The organism is Bradyrhizobium cedriense (assembly GCF_054602315.1).
The window spans coordinates 722,524-741,563 of the sequence record NZ_JBTSWB010000004.1; the positions used below are offsets into that span (position 1 = coordinate 722,524).

A 19,040-nucleotide genomic window follows, 5' to 3' on the forward strand; every position below is an offset into this window, starting at 1 on the left:
GCCTCTCGGCTATGACTGTCAGTTGATTTCGAGTCCAACCACATGGCGTTCGGTAGCCGCGCATCTCCGCGAAGCATCGCCCCGACGGAGCAAGCGGCTTCGTGGGAAGCGCCCCGGGCTGTGAGAGTGAAGCCTGACGTCGTCGGGCCGGCAATGATCAAGGGATCGTTGACCGTCTCCGGTACGCTCTCCTTTCTGCGCGAGAATGGCCGGCGCATTCTGACGCTCGCCCTGGCGCTGTTCGCCCTCGGCGTCGTGGTTCTGATGGTTCTTCCGGTCCGGTACGCCGCGACGGCCCTGGTCGTGCTCGACCCCCGCGAGCTGCGCGTAACCTCGGATCAGGAGGTGCTGCCGGGCATCGGCCAGGATGCCGCGGCGCTCCAGAGCCAGATCGAGATCGCCAAATCCGACGGCTTTCTCCGCCCCCTGATCGAGCAGCTCAAGATCGCGGACGATGAGGATGTCGCGGGCGGCTATACCGACATGACGCGCGTGCTCGAAAGATTCCGCAACCGCCTCGAGATCACCCGGCGCGGGCTCACCTACGTCATTGCGATTTCCTTCACCTCGAACCGCCCCGAGCGGGCCGCTCACTACGCCAATGCGATCGCCGAGGCGTTCGTCGCCAGTCAAGGCCGCGTTCGCACCGAGGCGACCGACGAGGCGGCCGACTGGCTCAAGGACCGGCTGAAGACGCTGAATGAGCGCCTGCGCGCATCGGAAGACGCCGTCGCCGCCTTTCGGCTCGAGCACAAGATCGTCAATGCCGGCAAGGAATCCACCACGCAGCAATTGCGGGTCACCGATCTGACCCAGCAGGTCTCCGCCGCTCGCTTGCGCACCGGGGAGGCCAAGGCCCGCTACGAGCAGGTGCAACGCGATCTCAAGGCCAATGTCGAAGGGCCGGTGAAGCAGGACCTCCTCAGCATGCTGCGCGCGCAGCGCTCGGCCCTGAATGACCAGATCGCGCAGAAGAAGGCGGTGTACGGCGACCGCCATCCCGACCTCGCGATCTCCTACAGCCAGTTGGCGGATATCAACCGGCAGATCGAGATCGAGCGCAAGAAGAACATCGACACGGCCAAGTCCGAATATGACGCCCAGCTCGAGCAGCAGAATGCGCTGGAGAAGCAGCTCAAGGCGTTCGAGACGAAGATGCTGATCGACGGCCAGGCGCTGGTGAAGCTGCAGGAGCTGCAGCGCGACGCCGACGCCAACAGGAACATCTACGAGCAGTTCCTGTCGAGGTTCAAGACCACCAATGAGCAGCGTCAGCTGCAGGCATCCCAGACCAAGATCGCCTCGCCCGCCATTCCGCCGGTGCGCCCGACGCGTCCGCCGCTCGCCTTGCTGCTTGCGGCGCTGGCGATCGGCTCGCTGTTGACGTCCACCGCCGCCGTTTCGGTGATGTCGAGCATGACCGCCGACAAGCACGCCTCCGTTCAGGCGCCTGCATCCGTGGATGCGGAGGAGGCCCCAGGCCGGGAAACCCAGCCTCCGGCCGCGGCCATGCCCAGGGCCGAGCCGATGCCCGGCCTTCCTGTCTGGGCCCGCATCCCCGAGCTGGCGTCCGGAGCCGGCACCAACACGGTCTGGCAAAGACCGATCGCCGCGGCGGCCGAGTTCGATCTCGGCATCCATCTGCGGCCGCTGCTCGAACGCATCGACCGTGTGCCGGTGCGCGGCTGCAAGGTCGCGCTGGTGTTGTCGGTCGGCAAGAGCGCCGGCGGCAGCACGGTTGCGCGCTCCCTCAATCGGGCCGCCGTAAATCGGGGCATGATGAGCGTGCTGATCCGGCTCCAGCCGGAATTCGCAAGTCACCAGGCGCCGGTGACCGAATGGAACGACGGCTCGACCACGGCGGGACTTCAGTCGATCGACGAGCTCCTGAGTGCCGGCCGAAAACCCGATGCGAAGCCCGAGGATGACATACGTTCGGAGTTCGACCTGATCGTCGTCCATGCCGGCAATCTCGCCTTGCAGCCTGACGCCGTCGCCCTGGCCGCGCACGCGGACCTGATCGTCCTGGTGGCGCGCGCCGGCGAGCTCGGCTCGGGTGCGATGCGCCGGGTGACCGCGGCGCTGTCGAAATATGCCGCCGTGCCGACCGGCGTCGTCGTCAATCACGTGCCGGCCGGTTCAGCGGCGCCTCACCCCGAGGGTGGCGCACTGGGTCTTGCGGTCGGATGATGACAGCGCCGCGCCGTCGTCTGCACGTCGCGGCGATGCTCGGTCCTGAACCGGCTTAGGCCTCAGGCCGCCTTTTCCGTGAGGTCGAAATCCATCTGCCATGTCGACTTCCCGGGCTGCTTCCGGAAAATCCAGATCGTGAGGGTAGAGCCGGGCGGAACGACGATGCTGTCACCCTCATGCATCGTGAACTGGCGAATATTGCTCTCCGTCGCCCATATGGAATGGGAGTAGACGTCCTGGTTGCTGGTCTTGGTGCAGCTCAGAACCCCGCCATTCATGACGGCGCGGGTGATGGTCTGGCTGACTGAGGAATCCATGTGGATGGCGGTCATATTGGCGTTCTCCAAAGGTCTGAATGAAACGCCAGATGCTCTCCCAGGTTGTGTCGTGCTGTCAATGACGTGCGTTACTGCGTCCGCCTCCTCGGGGTTGCCCGTCTACTCCCATGAGGAAGCTGGACGTTGTTCATCGATGGAGATCGTTGGTTTGCACTACCGCCACCCCAGTGCCGGCGCGACCTGCGTCAGGATCGCCTCGATCGCGTGCGCGCAGTAGCTCACACCGAGCTGGTTCGGGATCGTCAGCAGCAGCGTGTCGGCCTCGGCGATCGCCTCGTCCTGCCGCAACTGCTCGATCAGAACGTCGGGCTCCGCCGCGTAGGAGCGCCCGAAGATCGCCCGCGTGCGCGGATCGATGAAGCCGATCTGGTCCTCGCATCCGCCCTCCCCGCCGAAATAGGCGCGGTCGCGGTCGTTCATCAGCGCGAAGATGCTGCGGCTGACGGACACGCGCGACTCGCGGTTGTGCCCCGCCTCTTTCCATGCCGCGCGATAGGCGCGGATCTGGGCGGCCTGCTGCACATGAAAGGCTTCGCCGGTCTCGTCGTTCTTCAGCGTCGAGCTCTGCAGGTTCATGCCGAGCTTCGCCGCCCACACCGCGGTGGCATTCGAGCCGGCGCCCCACCAGATCCGCTCGCGCAGGCCCGGCGCATGCGGCTCGAGACGAAGCAGCCCCGGCGGGTTCGGAAACATCGGCTGCGGATTGGGCTCGGCAAAACCGTCGCCGCGGAGCAGGTCGAGGAAGACCTCGGCATGGCGCCGGCCCATGTCGGCATCGTTCTGGCCTTCGGCCGGCCGATAGCCGAAATAGCGCCAGCCGTCGATCACCTGCTCGGGCGAGCCGCGGCTGATGCCGAGCTGTAGCCTCCCGCCGGCGATGAGGTCGGCGCTGCCTGCGTCCTCCACCATGTAAAGCGGGTTCTCGTAGCGCATGTCGATAACGGCGGTGCCGATCTCGATCCTGCTGGTCTTCGCGCCGACGGCGGCGAGCAGCGGGAACGGAGAGGCCAGCTGCCGCGCGAAATGGTGGACGCGGAAATAGGCGCCGTCGGCGCCCAACTGCTCGGCTGCGACCGCAAGCTCGATCGATTGCAGCAGCGTGTCGCTGGCAGAGCGCGTCTGCGATTGCGGCGAGGGCGTCCAGTGCCCGAAGGAGAGGAATCCGATCTTTTTCATGTGCGTCATTTAATGATGCGTGGGACGGCGTCAACCATCCGCACCGATGCCGGTGCTCTGCGTCTAAGACACAGCGAAATGTTCGGAGCGCTCCACGAGGAGATCCAGGAAGGTTCGCGCGCGTGGCGACATCCACTGCGTCTCCGGATAGATCGCATGCAGTGGCAGCGCGGCGATCGTGTAGTCCGGCAGCACATGTTCGAGCTCGCCGCTGCGAAGACCGTTCGCGGCATTCCAGTCGGGCAGGACGGCAATGCCGAGATGATGCATCGTCGCTTCCTGCATCGCGTCGGCATCGTCGACGTGAATGGGTCCGTTGATGGACGCGACGTGACGGCCATGCTCGGATTCGAAGGCCCATTGATGCGCCGGCGACATCCTGGAATAGACGATGCACTGGTGCGAGCCGAGGTCATCGGGCGTTCGCGGCATCGGGCGGCCGTGCAGATAGGTCGGTGTTGCAACCAGGTAGCGATGCACGGTGCCGAGCCGGCGGGCCACCAGCGTGCTCGCCTCCAGGTTTCCGATGCGCAGCGCGAGCTCAATGCCTTCCTCGACGAGATTGACGAACCGCTCGCTGAAGCGGATATCGACCCGCACCTCCGGATAGTGCCGCACATATTCGGCGATGACCGGCATCATGTAGCGCCGCCCGAACGACGAGGGCACGCCGATCCGCAGCGTGCCTGTCGGGCGGGGCGCCGCCTGCTCGACGCTCGACCGTGCCATGTCGAAACTGTCGAGGATCTGGCGCGCGAGATCGTAGATGCGGTGCGCTTCTGCCGTGGGTTTCAGCGTGCGCGTCGTGCGCGAGAACAGCTGCGTACCGAACTCGCTCTCCAGCATCGCGATGCGCTTGCTGATGGCGGGCTGGCCAATGCCGAGCTCCTTGGCCGCCGCCGAGAAGCTGCCGCCTTCCAGGGTGCGAACGAAAGCGCGGAGGCAGTCGATCCGGTCCATAATTCATTCCGATCTGGAATAAATCATATCCCATATATTCCGTGGCGCGCAACATGTCGGGTCGCTAGGCTTCGTCAAAACAAGCAACCGGGGAGGGAGTCACGTGGCACGCCATATCGGAATTGTCGGCGCCGGAATCGCCGGCCTGCATCTCGCGCTCTATCTGCAAAAGCATGGCGTGGACGCCACTGTCATCACCGACCGGACGCCGGAAGACTATCGCGATAGCCGGCTGCTCAACACCGTCGCGCATCACCACGTGACGATCGCGCGCGAGGATTATCTCGGCGTCAATCACTGGACCGATCCGAAGGACCATTATTACTACCACGATCACGTCTTCAATTTTCCGCAGCCGCTGCGCTTTCGCGGCGACTTCTCGAAAGCGAGCCGCGCCGTCGATTACCGGATCTATCTTCCTGCCCTGATGCAGGACTTCGCCAAGCGCGGCGGCACGATCGAATATCGCCGCATCGAGGAGCGCGACATCCGTCCGCTGGTCGCACGCTTCGACCTGCTGGTCGTCTCGACCGGCAAGGGGCCGCTCGGTCAGCTCTTCACCTATCGGCCGGAGCATACTCCCTATTCGCAGCCGCAGCGGCGGCTGTGCGTCGGCCTCTACACCGGCGTCCGGCAGCCGGATCCCATGAACGTCACGCTCTCGGTGTCGCCCGGCCATGGCGAGATGATCGTGATCCCGACTATCACCTTCGGCGGAATCGCCAACGCGCTGCTGATGGAGAACGTGCCCGGCGGCGACATGGAGGAGCTGGCCACGCTCAGCTACGACGATAACCCCAAGCACTTCTTGAAGGTGCTGCTGGGCAAGCTGGAGAAGCATCACCCGACCACCTACGACCGCATCAATACTGCGCGCTTCGATCTTGCGCAGCCGCAGGATCTGCTGCAAGGCGGCGTAGTCCCGACGGTGCGCAACACGGTGGTCGAATTCGACGACGGCAAATGCGCCATCGCGCTCGGCGACGTCCATGCCATCGTCGATCCCATGATGGGCCAGGGCGCCAATGTCGCCTCCTATGCGGCCTTCGTGCTCGGCGAAGAGATCGTCAACGCCGATGCGCTCGATGCGCGCCTCTGCGAGAAGATCGATCTCAAGCGGCAGGACCGCGTGCTGGCGGCCTCGCGCTGGACCAATGTGATGCTGCAGCCGCCCACGGAAGCCCTGGGCATGCTGATCGGCGCGATGAGCCAGAATCCGGCGCTGGCGAACGAATTCACCGAGAATTTCAACTATCCGGACCGGCAGTGGGATCGCATCTCCACGCCGCAGCGCATCCAGGCCTGGATCGAACGCATGTCGGCGCCGCCTGAGCCCGTCAGGGCGATTGCGTGAGGATCGATGCGAGCGGAGACTGAGATGTCGCGCGCCAACCCGGCATCGTTCCGCGAAGCCGCGTCGCGCTTTGCAACCGGCGTCGCGGTGCTGACCGCATTGGACGAGCACGGCCGCGTCTGCGGCATGACCGCGAACAGCTTCGTGACCGTCAGCCTGTCGCCGCCGACCGTGCTGGTCTCCGTCATGCCCGGCCGCATGCACCGCGCGATCTCGGCGACGGGACGTTACTGCGTCAACGTCCTGCCCGACCACGGCCGGGATCTGTCACGGCATTTCGCCAGCCAGCCGAACGCCGGCGCAAAGCCGGACTACGACGTCGTCGACGGCCTTCCGCGCCTGCAGGGATGCATCGCCTGGTTCGCCTGCGAGGTCACACGGCAGGTCGAGGTCAGCGACCACACGCTGATCATCGCTGAAGTCTCGGGTTGCGACCATCGCGACTCCACGCCGCTGGTGTTCTTCTCCAGCAGGTATCATCTAGGCCCCGGCGCGCCCCTCGACCGGTGACGCCCGTGCAGCTCAGGCGTAAGCCACCCAGCCGCGGAAGGCGAAGCCGGTGTAGAACAGGGTGGGGTCGGTGAAGCCGGCCTCGCGCAGAACCGCCTCGTCCTGCGCGGGCGTGAGGATGTCCAGATGGTTGGTCACGGCGTCCCGCGCGGCCGCCGCCTTCTCGGGTTCGACCCCGGAGAAGGCCAGGAACGCGGAGTACCGCGACAGCCACAGCGGACGCTCCTCATCGCCATTGGGCGCGCTCAAATGGGCGACCACGAAAGGGGCGCGCGGCCTGAGCCGCCGGTGGATCGCCGACGCGATGCGACGCCGTTCCGCGACACCGACGAAGTGCAGGGTCAGGAGGCAGGTCGCCCCGTCGAAGGGCCCCTCCGGCGCATCGTCGATGTAACCCTGATGAAGACGCGCGCGCGGCGCGAGCGCGCCAAGGGTCTGCCTCGCGAGCCCCAGCATCGCGGCGGACGGGTCCACACCGTCGAAGCGCCAATCCGGCTGCGCCAGCGCGAACGCCTTCAACTCCAGGCCGCCACCGGCGCCGAGGACGAGGATCCGCGCATCTTCAGGCGCGCGCTCGGCCAGCAGGATTGCAGCCATCGACAGCATCGCGTTGTAGCCGGGAACAAACCGCGGCGGTCCGTTGGTGTAGTTCGCCACCGCCTGCGGATCGGAGAACATGTCTTGAATGCCGGTCATGACGTCGTCCTTGCTGAAGCCCCCTCACGCGTGATGCGCGCTCATGGCTTGAAGCTTGCGGGAGCCGAGCCGCTTGCGAAGATCGTCGCCCAGCATTTTCAGCGTCACCTCACCGAGCCGCCACAGCAGCAGCGCCTCCGCGTCGTGAAAGGCCTGATCAAGCGCGGCGTTCACCGCCTGCTCGACGAGGCAGCCGGGCGCCTCCGTGCGGTTGCCCATCGCCAGCAGCGCCGGGCTGCCAAGTGCGGTGTAGACGTCGCGCAGCGTTACCTTCGAAAGGTCGCACGCCAGCGTCCAGCCGCCGCCATGCCCCTTCTCGGAGCGGACGTAACCGAGGTCCCGCAGTCCCGCCATGGTGCGCCGGATCACCACCGGGTTGGTGTCCATCGCCTTGGCCAGGGTCTCGGACGTGAACGGCCCAGGTTGCTGCGCCATGTGCAGCAGAACGTGGAGCACGCCGGACAAGCGGGAATCGCGTCTCATGTAACTATATATGTTACATATCTGGGCGAAGGTCAACCGGCCCCAAGCGCGAATTCGTCGACCGCGACATGGCTTGTCTCACGATGGCCGTGGCAAAGTCAGCCGCTGCCCCGCTACGCAGTCAGTTGCGGGCGGAACAGAACATCCACGCCGTAACCCGTTGCGTTATAGGTGTTGGACGGGAAGAGGCTGTCTGACCCATATGCATACACTCCATTGCCTCCGCTCGAAGCCGAGGATGGCGCGGTCAGCGGTCCGTTACTGATCGCCGAGCTGAACAGATTGGGATCGGCGGAGTAGTTTCCTGACGTGTGATAGGATGCGACATACGTCGCCCCTGTCGTGATCGCGACCGGCGTGGCGAAGTTGACTTGCTGCCAACCGCTCGCCGTTTCGTTGCTGAAGGTTGCGCTGGCCAGCAGGGTGCCGGTGCTGCTCCAGAGATGCGCGGTATGAGTGCCGACGTTCGACGGACCCTTGTAGAAGCGCAGTCCGGTGACATCGCCGGGGCTGGACGCCTGGAATTTGAACCCCAGCTCCACCGGGTTCGGATCATTGACCGATACCACGCTCGGCGTCGGGTTGTTGCTGAACAGGCTTACGATGCTCCCGGATGCCGCGTTGACATCCAGAGAGGCGGACGCGCTCGCCGTCCCCCCGCGACCGTCAGAGATTGCATAGGCGAATGACGCGGGTCCCGTATATCCGGAATTGGGGGTGAACGTGATGGTGCTGGTCTGAGCGTTGAAGCTTGCGACGCCGCCGACACCGTTGCTCACTCCCGTGATCGTCAGGACATCACCGTCGGGATCGGTGTCGTTGGCAAGCAGGGCCGAGGCCGGGATAGAGATCGGAGAGTTCTGAGTCGTGCTGAACCCGGAGTCATTCGCGGCGAGCGGTGCCAGGTTGGTGCCGCCACCCCCGGGACTATACACCACGTCCACCCAGTAGTTGGTGGCCCCGTAGGTGCTGGTTGGGAACAGATTGCCGGAGCCATAGGTGTAGACGCCATTGTTGCCGGCCGGCGCTGTGAGCGAACCATTGACGTGCGGGCTGGTGAAGTAGTTGCCCGTGGACGTGTAGTGGCCGTTGCTGTGGTAGCTTGCCACATAGGTCGTGCCGGCGGTGATCGAAACCGGATTGTTGAAGATGACGGTCTGCCACCCACTGCTGGTCTCGTTCGTGAATGTAGCGGTCGCCAGCAGCGTGCCGGTGCTGCTCCATAGTGACCCCGTATGGGTGCCGGTGTCGCCCGTGCCCTTGTAGTACTTGATGCCGTTGATCGTGCCGGCCGCAGATGACGTGAAGCGCACCCCGAGATTGACCTGGGCCGTATCGGGATCCGAGAGAATGGCCGGCGTGTCCGAACTTGAGAACAGGCTTGCGATCGGCGTCGTCACTGCCAAGTTGGCTGTTGCGGTCGCGGTGCCGCCGCGGCCATCGGAGATGGCATAGCTGAAGGATGCGGCGCCGGTGTAGCCGGTTGTCGGTGTGAAGGTGACGAGATTGGTCTGGGCATTGAAGCTGACGGTGCCGTTGACGCCGCCGCTCACGCCCGTGACCGTCAGCGGATCGCCATTCGGATCGGTGTCGTTCGCAAGCAGGGCAGACGCGGCAATGGTCAGAGCCGTGCCTTGCGTGGTGCTGTAGCCGCTGTCGTTGCTGGCAACCGGCGGCTGGTTGGGTGCGGTATTGACCGTCAGACCGACCGTTGCAGTTGCGGTGCCGCCGCGGCCATCGGCGATGGCATAGCTGAAGGATGCGGCGCCGGTGTAGCCGGTGGTCGGCGTGAAGGTGACCGTATTGGTCTGGGCATTAAAGCTGACGGTGCCGTTGACACCGCCGCTCACGCCCGTGATCGTCAGCGGATCGCCATTTGGATCGGTATCGTTCGCAAGCAGGGCAGACGCGGCAATGGTCAGAGCCGTGTTCTGCGTGGTGTTGTAGCCGCTGTCGTTGCTGGCGACCGGCGGCTGGTTGGCTGGGGCATTGACCGTCAGACCGACCGTCGCAGTTGCGGTGCCGCCCTGTCCGTCGGCGATGGCATAGCTGAAGGAAGCCGCCCCGGTGTAGCCGGTGGTCGGCGTGAAGGTGACCGTATTGGTCTGGGCATTGAAGCTGACGGTGCCGTTGACGCCGCCGCTCACGCCCGTGACCGTGAGAGTGCCGCCATCGGGATCGGAATCGTTGGCGAGCAACGCGGCTGCCGCAATCGCCAGCGCGGTGTTCTGGGTTGTGGTGTAGCCGCTGTCGTTGTTTGCGACCGGCAGCTGGTTGCTGCCGCCGGACGGCGTGAACACGACATCGACCCAGTAGTTCGAGGCGTTATAGGTGCTGGTCGGGAAGATGCCGGTCGTGCTGGTGCCGCCATAGGAATAGACGCCGTTGCCGCCCGCGGTCGTGGTCGAAGGCGCGGTCAACGGGCCGTTTGTGACGGCCGTGGTGAAGTAGTTGTTGGTCACCACATAAGCGCCGGTGGTGTGATAGGACGCGACATAGGTCGTATTGGCGGTGATCGAAACCGGGGATGGCAGGTTAACGGTCTGCCAGCCGCTGGCTGACGTAGTGGTGAAGGTGGCCGTAGCGAGGCGGGCGCCCGTCGACGACCAGAGGTCAAGGACGTTGGCACCAGTGTCGCTGGCGCTGCGATAGAATTTGAGAGCAGTGATCTGGCCGGCGACCGAGGACGTGAACTTCATCCCGACTTCAAGTGGGGATCCATCATTGAGGTTGGTCTGCGCTGGCGTATTTGACGCGCTGAACAGGCTGTAGGGACCCGTTCCGAGCGGTGCCACCGTGAGGCTGGCACTGGCCGTGGCCGTACCGCCGCGCCCGTCCGAGATCGTGTAGCTGAAGCTGGCGGGGCCGGCGTAGCCGGCCGTGGGCGTGAATGTGATGGTGTTGTTCTGCGGATTGGGCTGAGTGTTGAGGACGACGGTGCCGTTCGTCGCTGCGCTCACTCCGGTTATGGTCAGTGTATCTCCATCGGGGTCGCTGTCGTTGGCGATCAGCGACGCCGCCGTGATCGTCGCGGGCGCATTTTGTGTCACGGTCGCGGTATCGTTCACGGCCACCGGCGCGGTATTGGTGGTGGAGGGGTTGAACATGACGTCAACCCAGAAATTCGTCGACTGGAACGTGCTGGTGGGGAAAGCCGTGCTGCTGCTGTAGGTGTAGACGCCGTTACCATTGGCGGGAGCGGTCAGCGGGCCGCTCGTCACATTGCCCGTGAAGTAGTTCACGCTGGAGGAGTAGTAGCCCACATTCGTATGATAGGACGCGACATAGGTGGCGCCGACCGTTATCGGGACCGGATTGGAGAAGGTCACACTCTGCCAACCGCCGACCGTTTCATTTCCAAAGGTGGCAGTTGCCAGCAAGGTGCCGGTGCTGGTCCAGAGCGTGCCGGTGTGGGTGCCCGTATCCTGGCTGCTCTTGTAGAAGCGGATCCCGCTGATGGTGCCGGCAAGCGACGTTTGAAACTTCACCCCGAGCTCGACGGCGCTTGCATCGGTGGTGTTGACCGTATCGGGGGTTGCCGAGCCCGGAAAGAGCGTGACGTAGGACGGCGCAGCAACAGTCACCGCGCGACCCGCCGAAGGCGTTTCCAGATTGATGCTGTCGTCCACCGCGCGTGATTTGATGGTGTAGGTCCCGGCAACCTGCGGCGCCCAGGTATAGGTCCACGTCTCGTCGCCGATCGCGTTCTGCCAGCTCAATCCGCCATCGGTCGAGACTTCCACGCCGGCGATCACGCCGCCGCCGAGATCCGCCGCCGTGCCGGAGATCGTGACTGTAGTTCCGACGCTGAAACCTGCCAGTGCGTTGATGGTGGAGGTCGGAGCCGTCGAGTCCGTCGAGGCGGTCGCCGCGATCATTCCCGGCTGGAGCGTTCCCGGTTGAATTCCCATGTCGGCGAGCAGGTTGATCATCGCCTGCTGCACGCGCGGATCGGTCGGCGTCGGCGCCAGATCGTGATTGTCGCTCAGGCCCCACGACCAATAGACTGTTCCGGCGCCGAAGACCAACGCGCCGCTCGGAGCGCGATAGAGCGTCAGGTTATGGGTCGAGACGCCAGGTCCGGTCGTGTTGCCGTAGTCGAGCAGATAGGTATTGACCGGAAGCGTCGTCGAGGAGAGCCGGACCAGGCCGGCTGGATCGAAGCCGTTGTCGGGCGCTTCATCCCACTCATAGCCGAGATAGTTCTTGGTCAACGTTGCTGTTTGCCCAGGCTGGAGACTGGCAACGCTGGTGTCGCGCCAGAAGCGCAGATTGGCGTCGTCATAGGGAATTGCAATTGACTGGAGGCCGCTGCCTTGGCCGACATCATCGACCTGGAACATCTGCCCGATCAGGGCATTTTCCGGGATTCCGCCGCCGACCGACGGGGGGCTGAGGCGTGGATCGCGGAACGTCCCGGTCCACTCGTCGCTCGGATCGATCGACGCTGTCGGTGACCATGTTTCCTTGTAGGAGATCAAGGTGCGGTAGGCGGTGGCGTCGCTGCTGATGCTGTCGCCCCAGCGCGTGCGCCAGTACATTTCGTTGCCGCTCCAGAACGCGAGGTTCACGCCGGCATCGCGGGCCGCCTGGACGTTGGCGCGTTGCTGTCCTGACCAATATTCGTCGTGACCAACGTCGAGGTAGAGCTTGTGGTTGAGCAGGAGACTGCCGTAACGGTCCACATCGACTCCCGACATGTAGGAGACGTCGTAACCGTTCTGCTCCAGCCAGTAGATCGCGGAGTATTCAGCGCCGAACAAATAGTCCTGCGGACCGGCATAGGTCCCGACGTTGCCGCGGGTGGCGATCGGCCGGTTGTAGCTCACCGCGTAGGCGCGTCCCGCGCCTTGGCCGGTCGCGGGGCCGTCGCCGCCATAGAAATTGGCGCCGCCCCAGCCGTTATAGGCCTGCCAGGTCGTGTCCGAGGTCTGGAAGACCACATCGCTGGTGCTGCTGTCGTCTCTCACGATGAAGGGGATGTGATTGGCACCGGTAGTTCCGTCCTGGCGCACGAGCTTTGCGATATAAACGCCGGACACCGCATCGGCCGGAATATCCCAGGAGGCTGAAACGGACCAATTGCCGGCATCGACCAGGCCGGTCGCCGCGTCGCGCAGCGGCGCAGGCTGATTCTGCACGCCCGTATGCTGGATGGTGGCGACCTTTCGCGCTCCCATGCCGCCATAGTAGCCGAGGCGGTAGATGTCGATCCGGTAGTCTGATGAATCCGTATCGATCTTGAAGTCGACCCGGTTGCCCCGATTGATGCTGATGTCGGTGGCAAAACCTTCGATGTTCGAACTGCCGGCGCCAACGATGTCCCATTCGCTTTGCGGGCTTCCGGGTTTCTGGTTCTCGAGAACGACTGGATTTGTGGAAGTCGCTGCGGCCGCGAGAAGACTGCTCGAGTCAGGCGCGGCGGCCTGCCGGCCGACGGGAGGAGCCGTTGCGGATGTCACCGAGCCGGACAGAATTCCGATTTGGCCGGTCGACGTCCCGGTACCGATCTCTCCTCCGCCTGGCAGGACGTTCCAGTTGGCAAGCGGCGCAACGTGGTGCGTCGACAGGTCGACGCTGGTGGAGGCTCCCATCGTACCGGCCTGGCCGGTCAGCACGAAATCTGCTCCGCCGGACACCCGGCTACCCTGCAACTGCCCGCTGTGGCCTGCGCTTTGATCGAGCAATCGTGTTGGAGCAATGAAGTAGCCGCAACCGCAAATCTGCGCGACCGCTGGCGTTGTAGACGATCCGACGACATCCGGGGCCAGGCTCGCCGAGGGGATCCGACCAAGGATGACGACGGGATTTGAGGTCGTTTGGTCGGCGGCCGCAGAGGTTGGCGTTCGGAGTCCTGCGGTCACTCCTGCGAATCCGTCGCTCGACGTCGTATTGGAGGAAGACAGTACAGCGGGAGCTGAGGCGCTCAGGCCCGTACGTTCCAGCGGATTTCGCGCGTGCGGCGACAGCCACTCGTCATCGGCCTCTGGATCAGGCGTCCAGCTATTTCTCCGGGACAGGGTCCGTGGCCAGGCCCGCAATCCGAGAGCTATGTGGCTCAAACGAAAATTTTCGTACAAGGACCTCATGACATCCTCGCGAGATGGGGGAAATTGCCTGACAGATGCTGATGGCCGTCACCTTGACGGCGGCGCGGATGTCGAAGCGACGTTTCCACTATTCGGCAACGAGTCGATCTTGGACTTTCAGGAGAGGCTCTGAACCGGGAGGCGAGCGCGAACCTGCATTGTTCGATCTGCCCCTCGGACGCGATCGCCCCGTTTTTCGTAATGATTTCTGTAACCATGGCATCGCCGGCCAGCCGTCATCGCATCGAATTAAAACGACGATATTAATTGCATTTAATATTAATACAATGGTTTTCGTGTCACATGGTCGTGTCGAGCGTTAATAGCCGGCTCAAGACGCGAGGGCACGGGCGCTACGCTGCCTAAATTAGTTGAGGTGATCAGGATAATGCCAGGGCGGAAAGGGGTCGCTGAGATTGCGCCAGCTCTGGGGAGTGAACTCATTCTCCGAAACGGCAAGACAAGCATCCAGCGAGGCTCGGATGTACGTTTCGTCCATGCCTGAACCGATGAACACCAGCTCCTGACGACGATCGCCCCAAGTGCTGTCCCATCTCTCATTGAGATGTTGTTGGACGTGAGGATGGCTTGGCCAATTCGACTTTGGGACTGTTGCCCACCAATATCCCATGGGCTCGCATCGACGTTGCATCCCTGCAACCGAGAGGAGACCCACCCAGTCCGGACGCGTAGCAAGCCAGAAATGTCCCTTGGCGCGCAACACGCCTGGCCATGGCTTGTTGAGAAAGGACAAGAGGCTGGCCGGATCGAACGGACGTCTTTCCGAGTAGACGAAACTGGATATGCCGTACTCCTCGGTCTCCGGCACATGGGAAGCGGGGCTGTTGAGCTCCTTGTCCCAGAGAGGATGAGTCGCGGCCTTCGCTTCGCGGAAAAGGCCGGTGTTGAGAATGGCGTGGAGAGGAACTTCGCCAAAGTCAGTCTCGATCTGGCGCGCCCGTGGATTGAGCGCGGCAACCACCTTGCGAACCTCCGCACGCGTCGCCTCTGTAGCTTCTGACACCTTGTTGATCACGACCACGTCGGCAAATTCGATCTGCTCGACCAGGAGATCGACCAGCGTGCGTCCATCGGCGGCATCGCGTGACTCGCCGTGGTCGCGCAGCAGATCGCGGCTGTTGAATTTGGCGAGCAGGTTCAAGGCGTCCACGACGGTGACCATCGTGTCGAGGTTCGCAAGATCAGAGAGCGAGACGCCGGCCTCGTCGCGAAAGGAGAAAGTTGCTGCGACGGGAAGAGGTTCGGCAATCCCGGTCCCTTCGATCAGAAGATAATCGAAGCGTCGCTCTTCGGCCAATCGCCTGACCTCCATCAGGAGATCGTCGCGCAGCGTGCAGCATATGCAGCCGTTGCTGAGCTGCACGAGTGTCTCGGTCGTATGCGACAGGTTCGCCCCACCATTGCGAACCAGATCCGCGTCTATGTTCAGCTTGCTCATGTCATTGACGATGACGGCAACGCGAAGGCCCTCGCGATTCCTGAGCACGTGGTTGAGCAATGTCGTCTTCCCCGCCCCCAGAAATCCGCTGAGCACGGTGACCGGTAGCCGATTGGCGGGACCTGGTGCCTCTTTCATAAGTCTTCCCTGGCCGATGACCTGCGGACTGAGCGACGTTGACAGAGGCAGGCAGTGACGCCGCAGGTCGCGCCACAACAGTTTGGACCTGTCCGTTCCTCTCGGCCCCGCCCCGCCAATTAATATTTGAATATCGGCGTCTATATAAATATATTAATATTGAGATCGATAAATTAAATCAAGTCACGGTCGGGCGGCGCGCACTTTGGAGGTGCGTCTGGGAGCCCGACTTCCCTCGTGAACCCGGATAGTCATTGCCGAAATCTACTTGTCGGGCTGGGCTTCCGGAAACTTCCACTTTCCGTTCAAGATCTCCGCCCGCGGCCTGTAAAGCCGGACCATATAGTTCCAGCCCTTCATGATGGGCAGGCAATTGGGAATCTTTCCGTCACAACCGCCGAATTGCACGGATACTGAACTGTCGTCGTTCTTTCGTGCCGTGATGTTGTTGAGCGAATAGGCGTTGTACTGGTTCGGCTCGAAGTAGCCTTCCGCGTTGTACAGGCTTATCGACCAGAACCCGTCCACCGGCACGTCCTTCACGTTCAGCCTGTAGACCGTCGTGCCATCGTTACGGGTCGGGACGACGTTGAGGTAGAGTGCCTCCTTTGGAGGATTTGCCCCCCAGCCAAGGGCAGCGCCGATCACGAATCGGAGGGGATCGACCTCCCCCTTGCGTCCATACATCCGGCTCGTATCGGGAAGTGTGGTCCCCAGCGCCAGCAATGCATCACGCACCTTCTTCTGGCTTGCTTGGTCCCAGTCGGGAATCTGGAACTTCCCTGCCTGCTTTTGTGACACCTTGATCGCGTCCTGCAGCGCGTGCACCTCCTTGAGGTCCTGAGGATCGGCCGGATCGACAAGCGTTCGAACGGCGGCCAAAGCATAGCGTGTGCCGACATCCTTTCGCGCAAGCGTGACGCTGCCGGGCTTGTAGAACACACCAAATGTGTACTGGTCTTCGTCGATCACCTGTAGCGACATGAATCGCTTGCCGGCGTTCGGCAGCGTTATGGTGACGGGCCCGGCATCGAGGTCGAACACGGCGGCAGAATAGAGCGTGTCTCGGTTGAGACGGATGACAGTCTGCTTGTCCAGCGGCGCGGGCGAACGGGTATGGTCGAACTTTCCAAAACCACCGTTCTTCACGACGCCGCCGAAATACAGATCCGATTCCGCGCGGGCAAAGTTCTCGGGCGTTACTAGAGCGGGCTTGTGTTCTGCGGGGAATCCGCTTTGCGCCATACCGAACTGCGCTGACGTGATCATTGCTGCAAGAACAGAAACGCGGCCGATCTTCATGCCAATCTCCTTACGCTCAGACGACGCGCTGCAATGGGGGCTGCTTCCATTGGCCGTTCAAAGCCTCTGCCTTGGGCCAGTATATGCGAAGCGTCGTCCAGAACGGCCCCTTGGGGCAAGGCAGCCAGTTCGACTCGCGATCCGCTCCGGGCGCTTCATTCTGAATGTGGAGTGTGTAACCGCCATCGGGATCGCGCTTGAGGCTATCGAGCATCGTCGAATTGATCAGATAGCGGTTGATCTTGTTGGCGTAGAGCAGGCTCGACGGCAGCTCGTACATCGTGAGGGACCAGAAGGCATTGGCTGGCGGCAATTGTCCTGACTTGAAGCGAAGCATGTAGCGGTTTGCACCATTGAGCATGCCGCCGTCTGCATCCCGGAAATAAGCCGGGTACATCGCCTCGTCCCTGGTATTGCCGTAGATGCCAAGCACGGCGGATGCCATCCGGGCCATGTAGGCGTTCTTCAGCATGGCCCGCGTACCGAATCCGTCCGCCGCGGTGCGCTTGCCGGTATCAACCTCCTTCGCCTTGAACTCGGCAAACGCCTTCCAGGCGTCTGCCATTCCGTCCGTCACGGCTTTGCGCATTTCGGGCGACAGGTTGCCTGGATCGAAGTTCTTCCCGGCCCCGATGTTCAGCCTCGCGAAGCGAGCCATTAGAGATTTTTCGGACGGATGCGTCGGACAGAACTGAAGGAGGAAGTTCAAGAGAACGAAGAACTCGGGCGAGCTCTTCTGCTCGTCTTGCGCGAGTGGTGCTGGAAAACGGGTTGCGGACATTGGGGGCGGAGCCGGTTGCCCCAGGAAGCTGGATAGCGTCTGGACCTTGTAGCCAGCCTGGACGCGTTTGACGCCGTCGAGGTCGGCTGGGTCGAACAGCTGTGTCCGGTAAAGCACCAGATTGAGCTCGGTCTCGGAACGGATGATCGCCTTGATGCCTTTCGGCCTCTCGCCTTGCCATCGTGGGCCGGCCAGCAGGAAACTTCCGGGATCATTGCCCGTGGCGCGGCTTCCTACATAGGCGAAGTTGAACGTGTAGAGATCGATGAACTGCAATGAATAATACCGCCTCTTCTCGACGGCGGGCACTGTCAGCACCAGCGGTTCGGCACGCAGGTCTGCGCCGAGCTGAGAGTATGGGGTGTCGGAATTGGGTGTCTGGATCGCCTTGTCGTCCGGGGTAAAGACGCGCGCGACGTTGTTGATTGCATTCCACGGCGCCTTGAACTCGGGATCGTCGCGATCGACGAAGTACGACCTCATGATGCGATAATTTTCCAGCATCGGCACGCCGTAGATTGTCGCTTCCCTGGCAATAGATCGCGCATCGCCCGGTGCAAGCGATGTGGCCGCGGCGGCATTCGTGTTGGCGCCGACGGATATGGCAGCCGTCCCGAGTACAAAGTCGCGACGGGTCAAAGGCGTTGTCATCACTCGAACCCCTCTCTCCCGAGCTGTAGGCGCGCTTGAGTTTAACGACCTCAAAATGCAAGATTGTCCGAAATCGGACAAAGTGAGCGTTGATGCGAAAAATATCTAAGGTTGAGTCCGAAAAGATCGCAAGCTCGTCGGGCTGGCTCACCCGGGTACCAAGCAAGTTTCGGGCGGACGTGCTGCATCATTCGGTATTGATTCAATTGAAGAAGGGAGAGGTGCTGTTTCACGTCGGCGATCCGCCCGGCGGAATTTACGGACTCGTGGCTGGCACCATTAGCGTGAGTCTGGCGCCCCTCGATCACGCACCGCGCTTGATGCTGCTCGGTATACCTGGCCACTGGACGGGAGAGGCTTGCTTTCTAACAAGGAAGCCACGACGAGGAGAGGTGAGGGCTGCCCTTGATACGACGCTGTTGCACGTGCCGCTCGATGCGCTGGACCGAATGGCGGCGAAAGACCCCACGGTCTCGCACCACATCGCGCAAATCCTGATGATGAGCGTCGAAACGTTGCTCGAGGTCGTGCATGACTTGCAGAAGCCCCAGGCGGGTCGTCGCATCGCCTCCGTCTTGCAGCGGACGATAAGAATTGGTGAAGCCCCTCTGCCCTTGACTCAAAGCGAGTTGGGCATCATGGCCAATGCATCACGCAAGCAGGTGAATGCCGCATTGAAGCAGTTCAAGGACGCTGGCTGGCTCACGCACACCTATCGCTCGATCATTGTAAATGACGTCAATGCGCTTCGCCGATATGCCGACGCGGAGAGGGATGATTGAGATTCGCGGCATGCGCGTGATGTCACTCTTCGGTGCGTCGAATTTGCTGGGAGCCGCGAACGGGAGCTGCTGCCCAGTCGTCCCCGCCCGAGATGGCTTCATGCAGTGTGCACACGATGATGCATGCT

The 19,040-nt window shown here is 62.7% G+C and carries 13 protein-coding genes; 4 read left to right on the forward strand and 9 right to left on the reverse strand.

Annotated elements, in window-relative coordinates; genetic code table 11:
• Positions 1-42: 42 nt before the first annotated feature.
• A complete protein-coding gene (locus ACYCVF_RS20040; RefSeq protein WP_459599208.1) occupies positions 43-2,190 on the forward strand; it encodes a GumC family protein in 2,148 nt (715 codons plus the stop codon).
• A 62-nt stretch (positions 2,191-2,252) separates the two neighbouring features.
• Here ACYCVF_RS20040 and ACYCVF_RS20045 read toward each other — a convergent pair whose 3' ends face one another.
• The 3 genes from ACYCVF_RS20045 to ACYCVF_RS20055 form a co-directional block, all read right to left on the reverse strand.
• Positions 2,253-2,525, reverse strand: coding sequence for a hypothetical protein (locus ACYCVF_RS20045; RefSeq protein ID WP_459599210.1), 273 nt, complete (start codon positions 2,523-2,525; stop codon positions 2,253-2,255).
• A 159-nt stretch (positions 2,526-2,684) separates the two neighbouring features.
• Entirely contained in the window at positions 2,685-3,707 is a 1,023-nt protein-coding gene (locus ACYCVF_RS20050) for an LLM class flavin-dependent oxidoreductase (protein ID WP_459599694.1), read from the reverse strand.
• A gap of 63 nt (positions 3,708-3,770) precedes the next feature.
• Positions 3,771-4,667: a LysR family transcriptional regulator gene (locus tag ACYCVF_RS20055; protein ID WP_459599212.1), complete on the reverse strand. Its 897-nt coding sequence runs from the start codon at positions 4,665-4,667 to the stop codon at positions 3,771-3,773.
• 103 nt (positions 4,668-4,770) lie between these two features.
• On the opposite strand from ACYCVF_RS20055, the gene styA reads away from it, so the two are divergent.
• Both styA and styB read left to right on the forward strand, forming a co-directional pair.
• Entirely contained in the window at positions 4,771-6,021 is a 1,251-nt protein-coding gene (gene styA, locus ACYCVF_RS20060; protein WP_459599214.1) for a styrene monooxygenase subunit StyA, read from the forward strand.
• A gap of 24 nt (positions 6,022-6,045) precedes the next feature.
• A complete protein-coding gene (gene styB / locus ACYCVF_RS20065; protein ID WP_459599216.1) occupies positions 6,046-6,531 on the forward strand; it encodes a styrene monooxygenase NADH-dependent flavin reductase subunit StyB in 486 nt (161 codons plus the stop codon).
• 12 nt (positions 6,532-6,543) lie between these two features.
• Here styB and ACYCVF_RS20070 read toward each other — a convergent pair whose 3' ends face one another.
• From ACYCVF_RS20070 to ACYCVF_RS20095, 6 genes are all read right to left on the reverse strand, one after another.
• Positions 6,544-7,227, reverse strand: coding sequence for a class I SAM-dependent methyltransferase (locus ACYCVF_RS20070; protein ID WP_459599218.1), 684 nt, complete (start codon positions 7,225-7,227; stop codon positions 6,544-6,546).
• Between the two features lie 24 nt (positions 7,228-7,251).
• Positions 7,252-7,710, reverse strand: coding sequence for an Rrf2 family transcriptional regulator (locus ACYCVF_RS20075; protein ID WP_459599220.1), 459 nt, complete (start codon positions 7,708-7,710; stop codon positions 7,252-7,254).
• A 113-nt stretch (positions 7,711-7,823) separates the two neighbouring features.
• Positions 7,824-13,349, reverse strand: a complete 5,526-nt coding sequence (locus tag ACYCVF_RS20080) for a DUF4082 domain-containing protein (protein WP_459599222.1) — start codon at positions 13,347-13,349, stop codon at positions 7,824-7,826.
• 817 nt (positions 13,350-14,166) lie between these two features.
• Positions 14,167-15,396 (reverse strand): GTP-binding protein, encoded by a 1,230-nt coding sequence (locus ACYCVF_RS20085; RefSeq protein ID WP_459599696.1) that lies wholly within the window; start codon positions 15,394-15,396, stop codon positions 14,167-14,169.
• A 264-nt stretch (positions 15,397-15,660) separates the two neighbouring features.
• Entirely contained in the window at positions 15,661-16,698 is a 1,038-nt protein-coding gene (locus tag ACYCVF_RS20090) for a DUF1254 domain-containing protein (protein WP_459606597.1), read from the reverse strand.
• A gap of 16 nt (positions 16,699-16,714) precedes the next feature.
• Complete coding sequence (locus tag ACYCVF_RS20095) at positions 16,715-18,130, reverse strand: DUF1254 domain-containing protein (RefSeq protein WP_459606608.1); 1,416 nt, start codon at positions 18,128-18,130, stop codon at positions 16,715-16,717.
• 92 nt (positions 18,131-18,222) lie between these two features.
• On the opposite strand from ACYCVF_RS20095, the gene ACYCVF_RS20100 reads away from it, so the two are divergent.
• Positions 18,223-18,912: a Crp/Fnr family transcriptional regulator gene (locus ACYCVF_RS20100; protein ID WP_459599228.1), complete on the forward strand. Its 690-nt coding sequence runs from the start codon at positions 18,223-18,225 to the stop codon at positions 18,910-18,912.
• Positions 18,913-19,040: the final 128 nt, after the last annotated feature.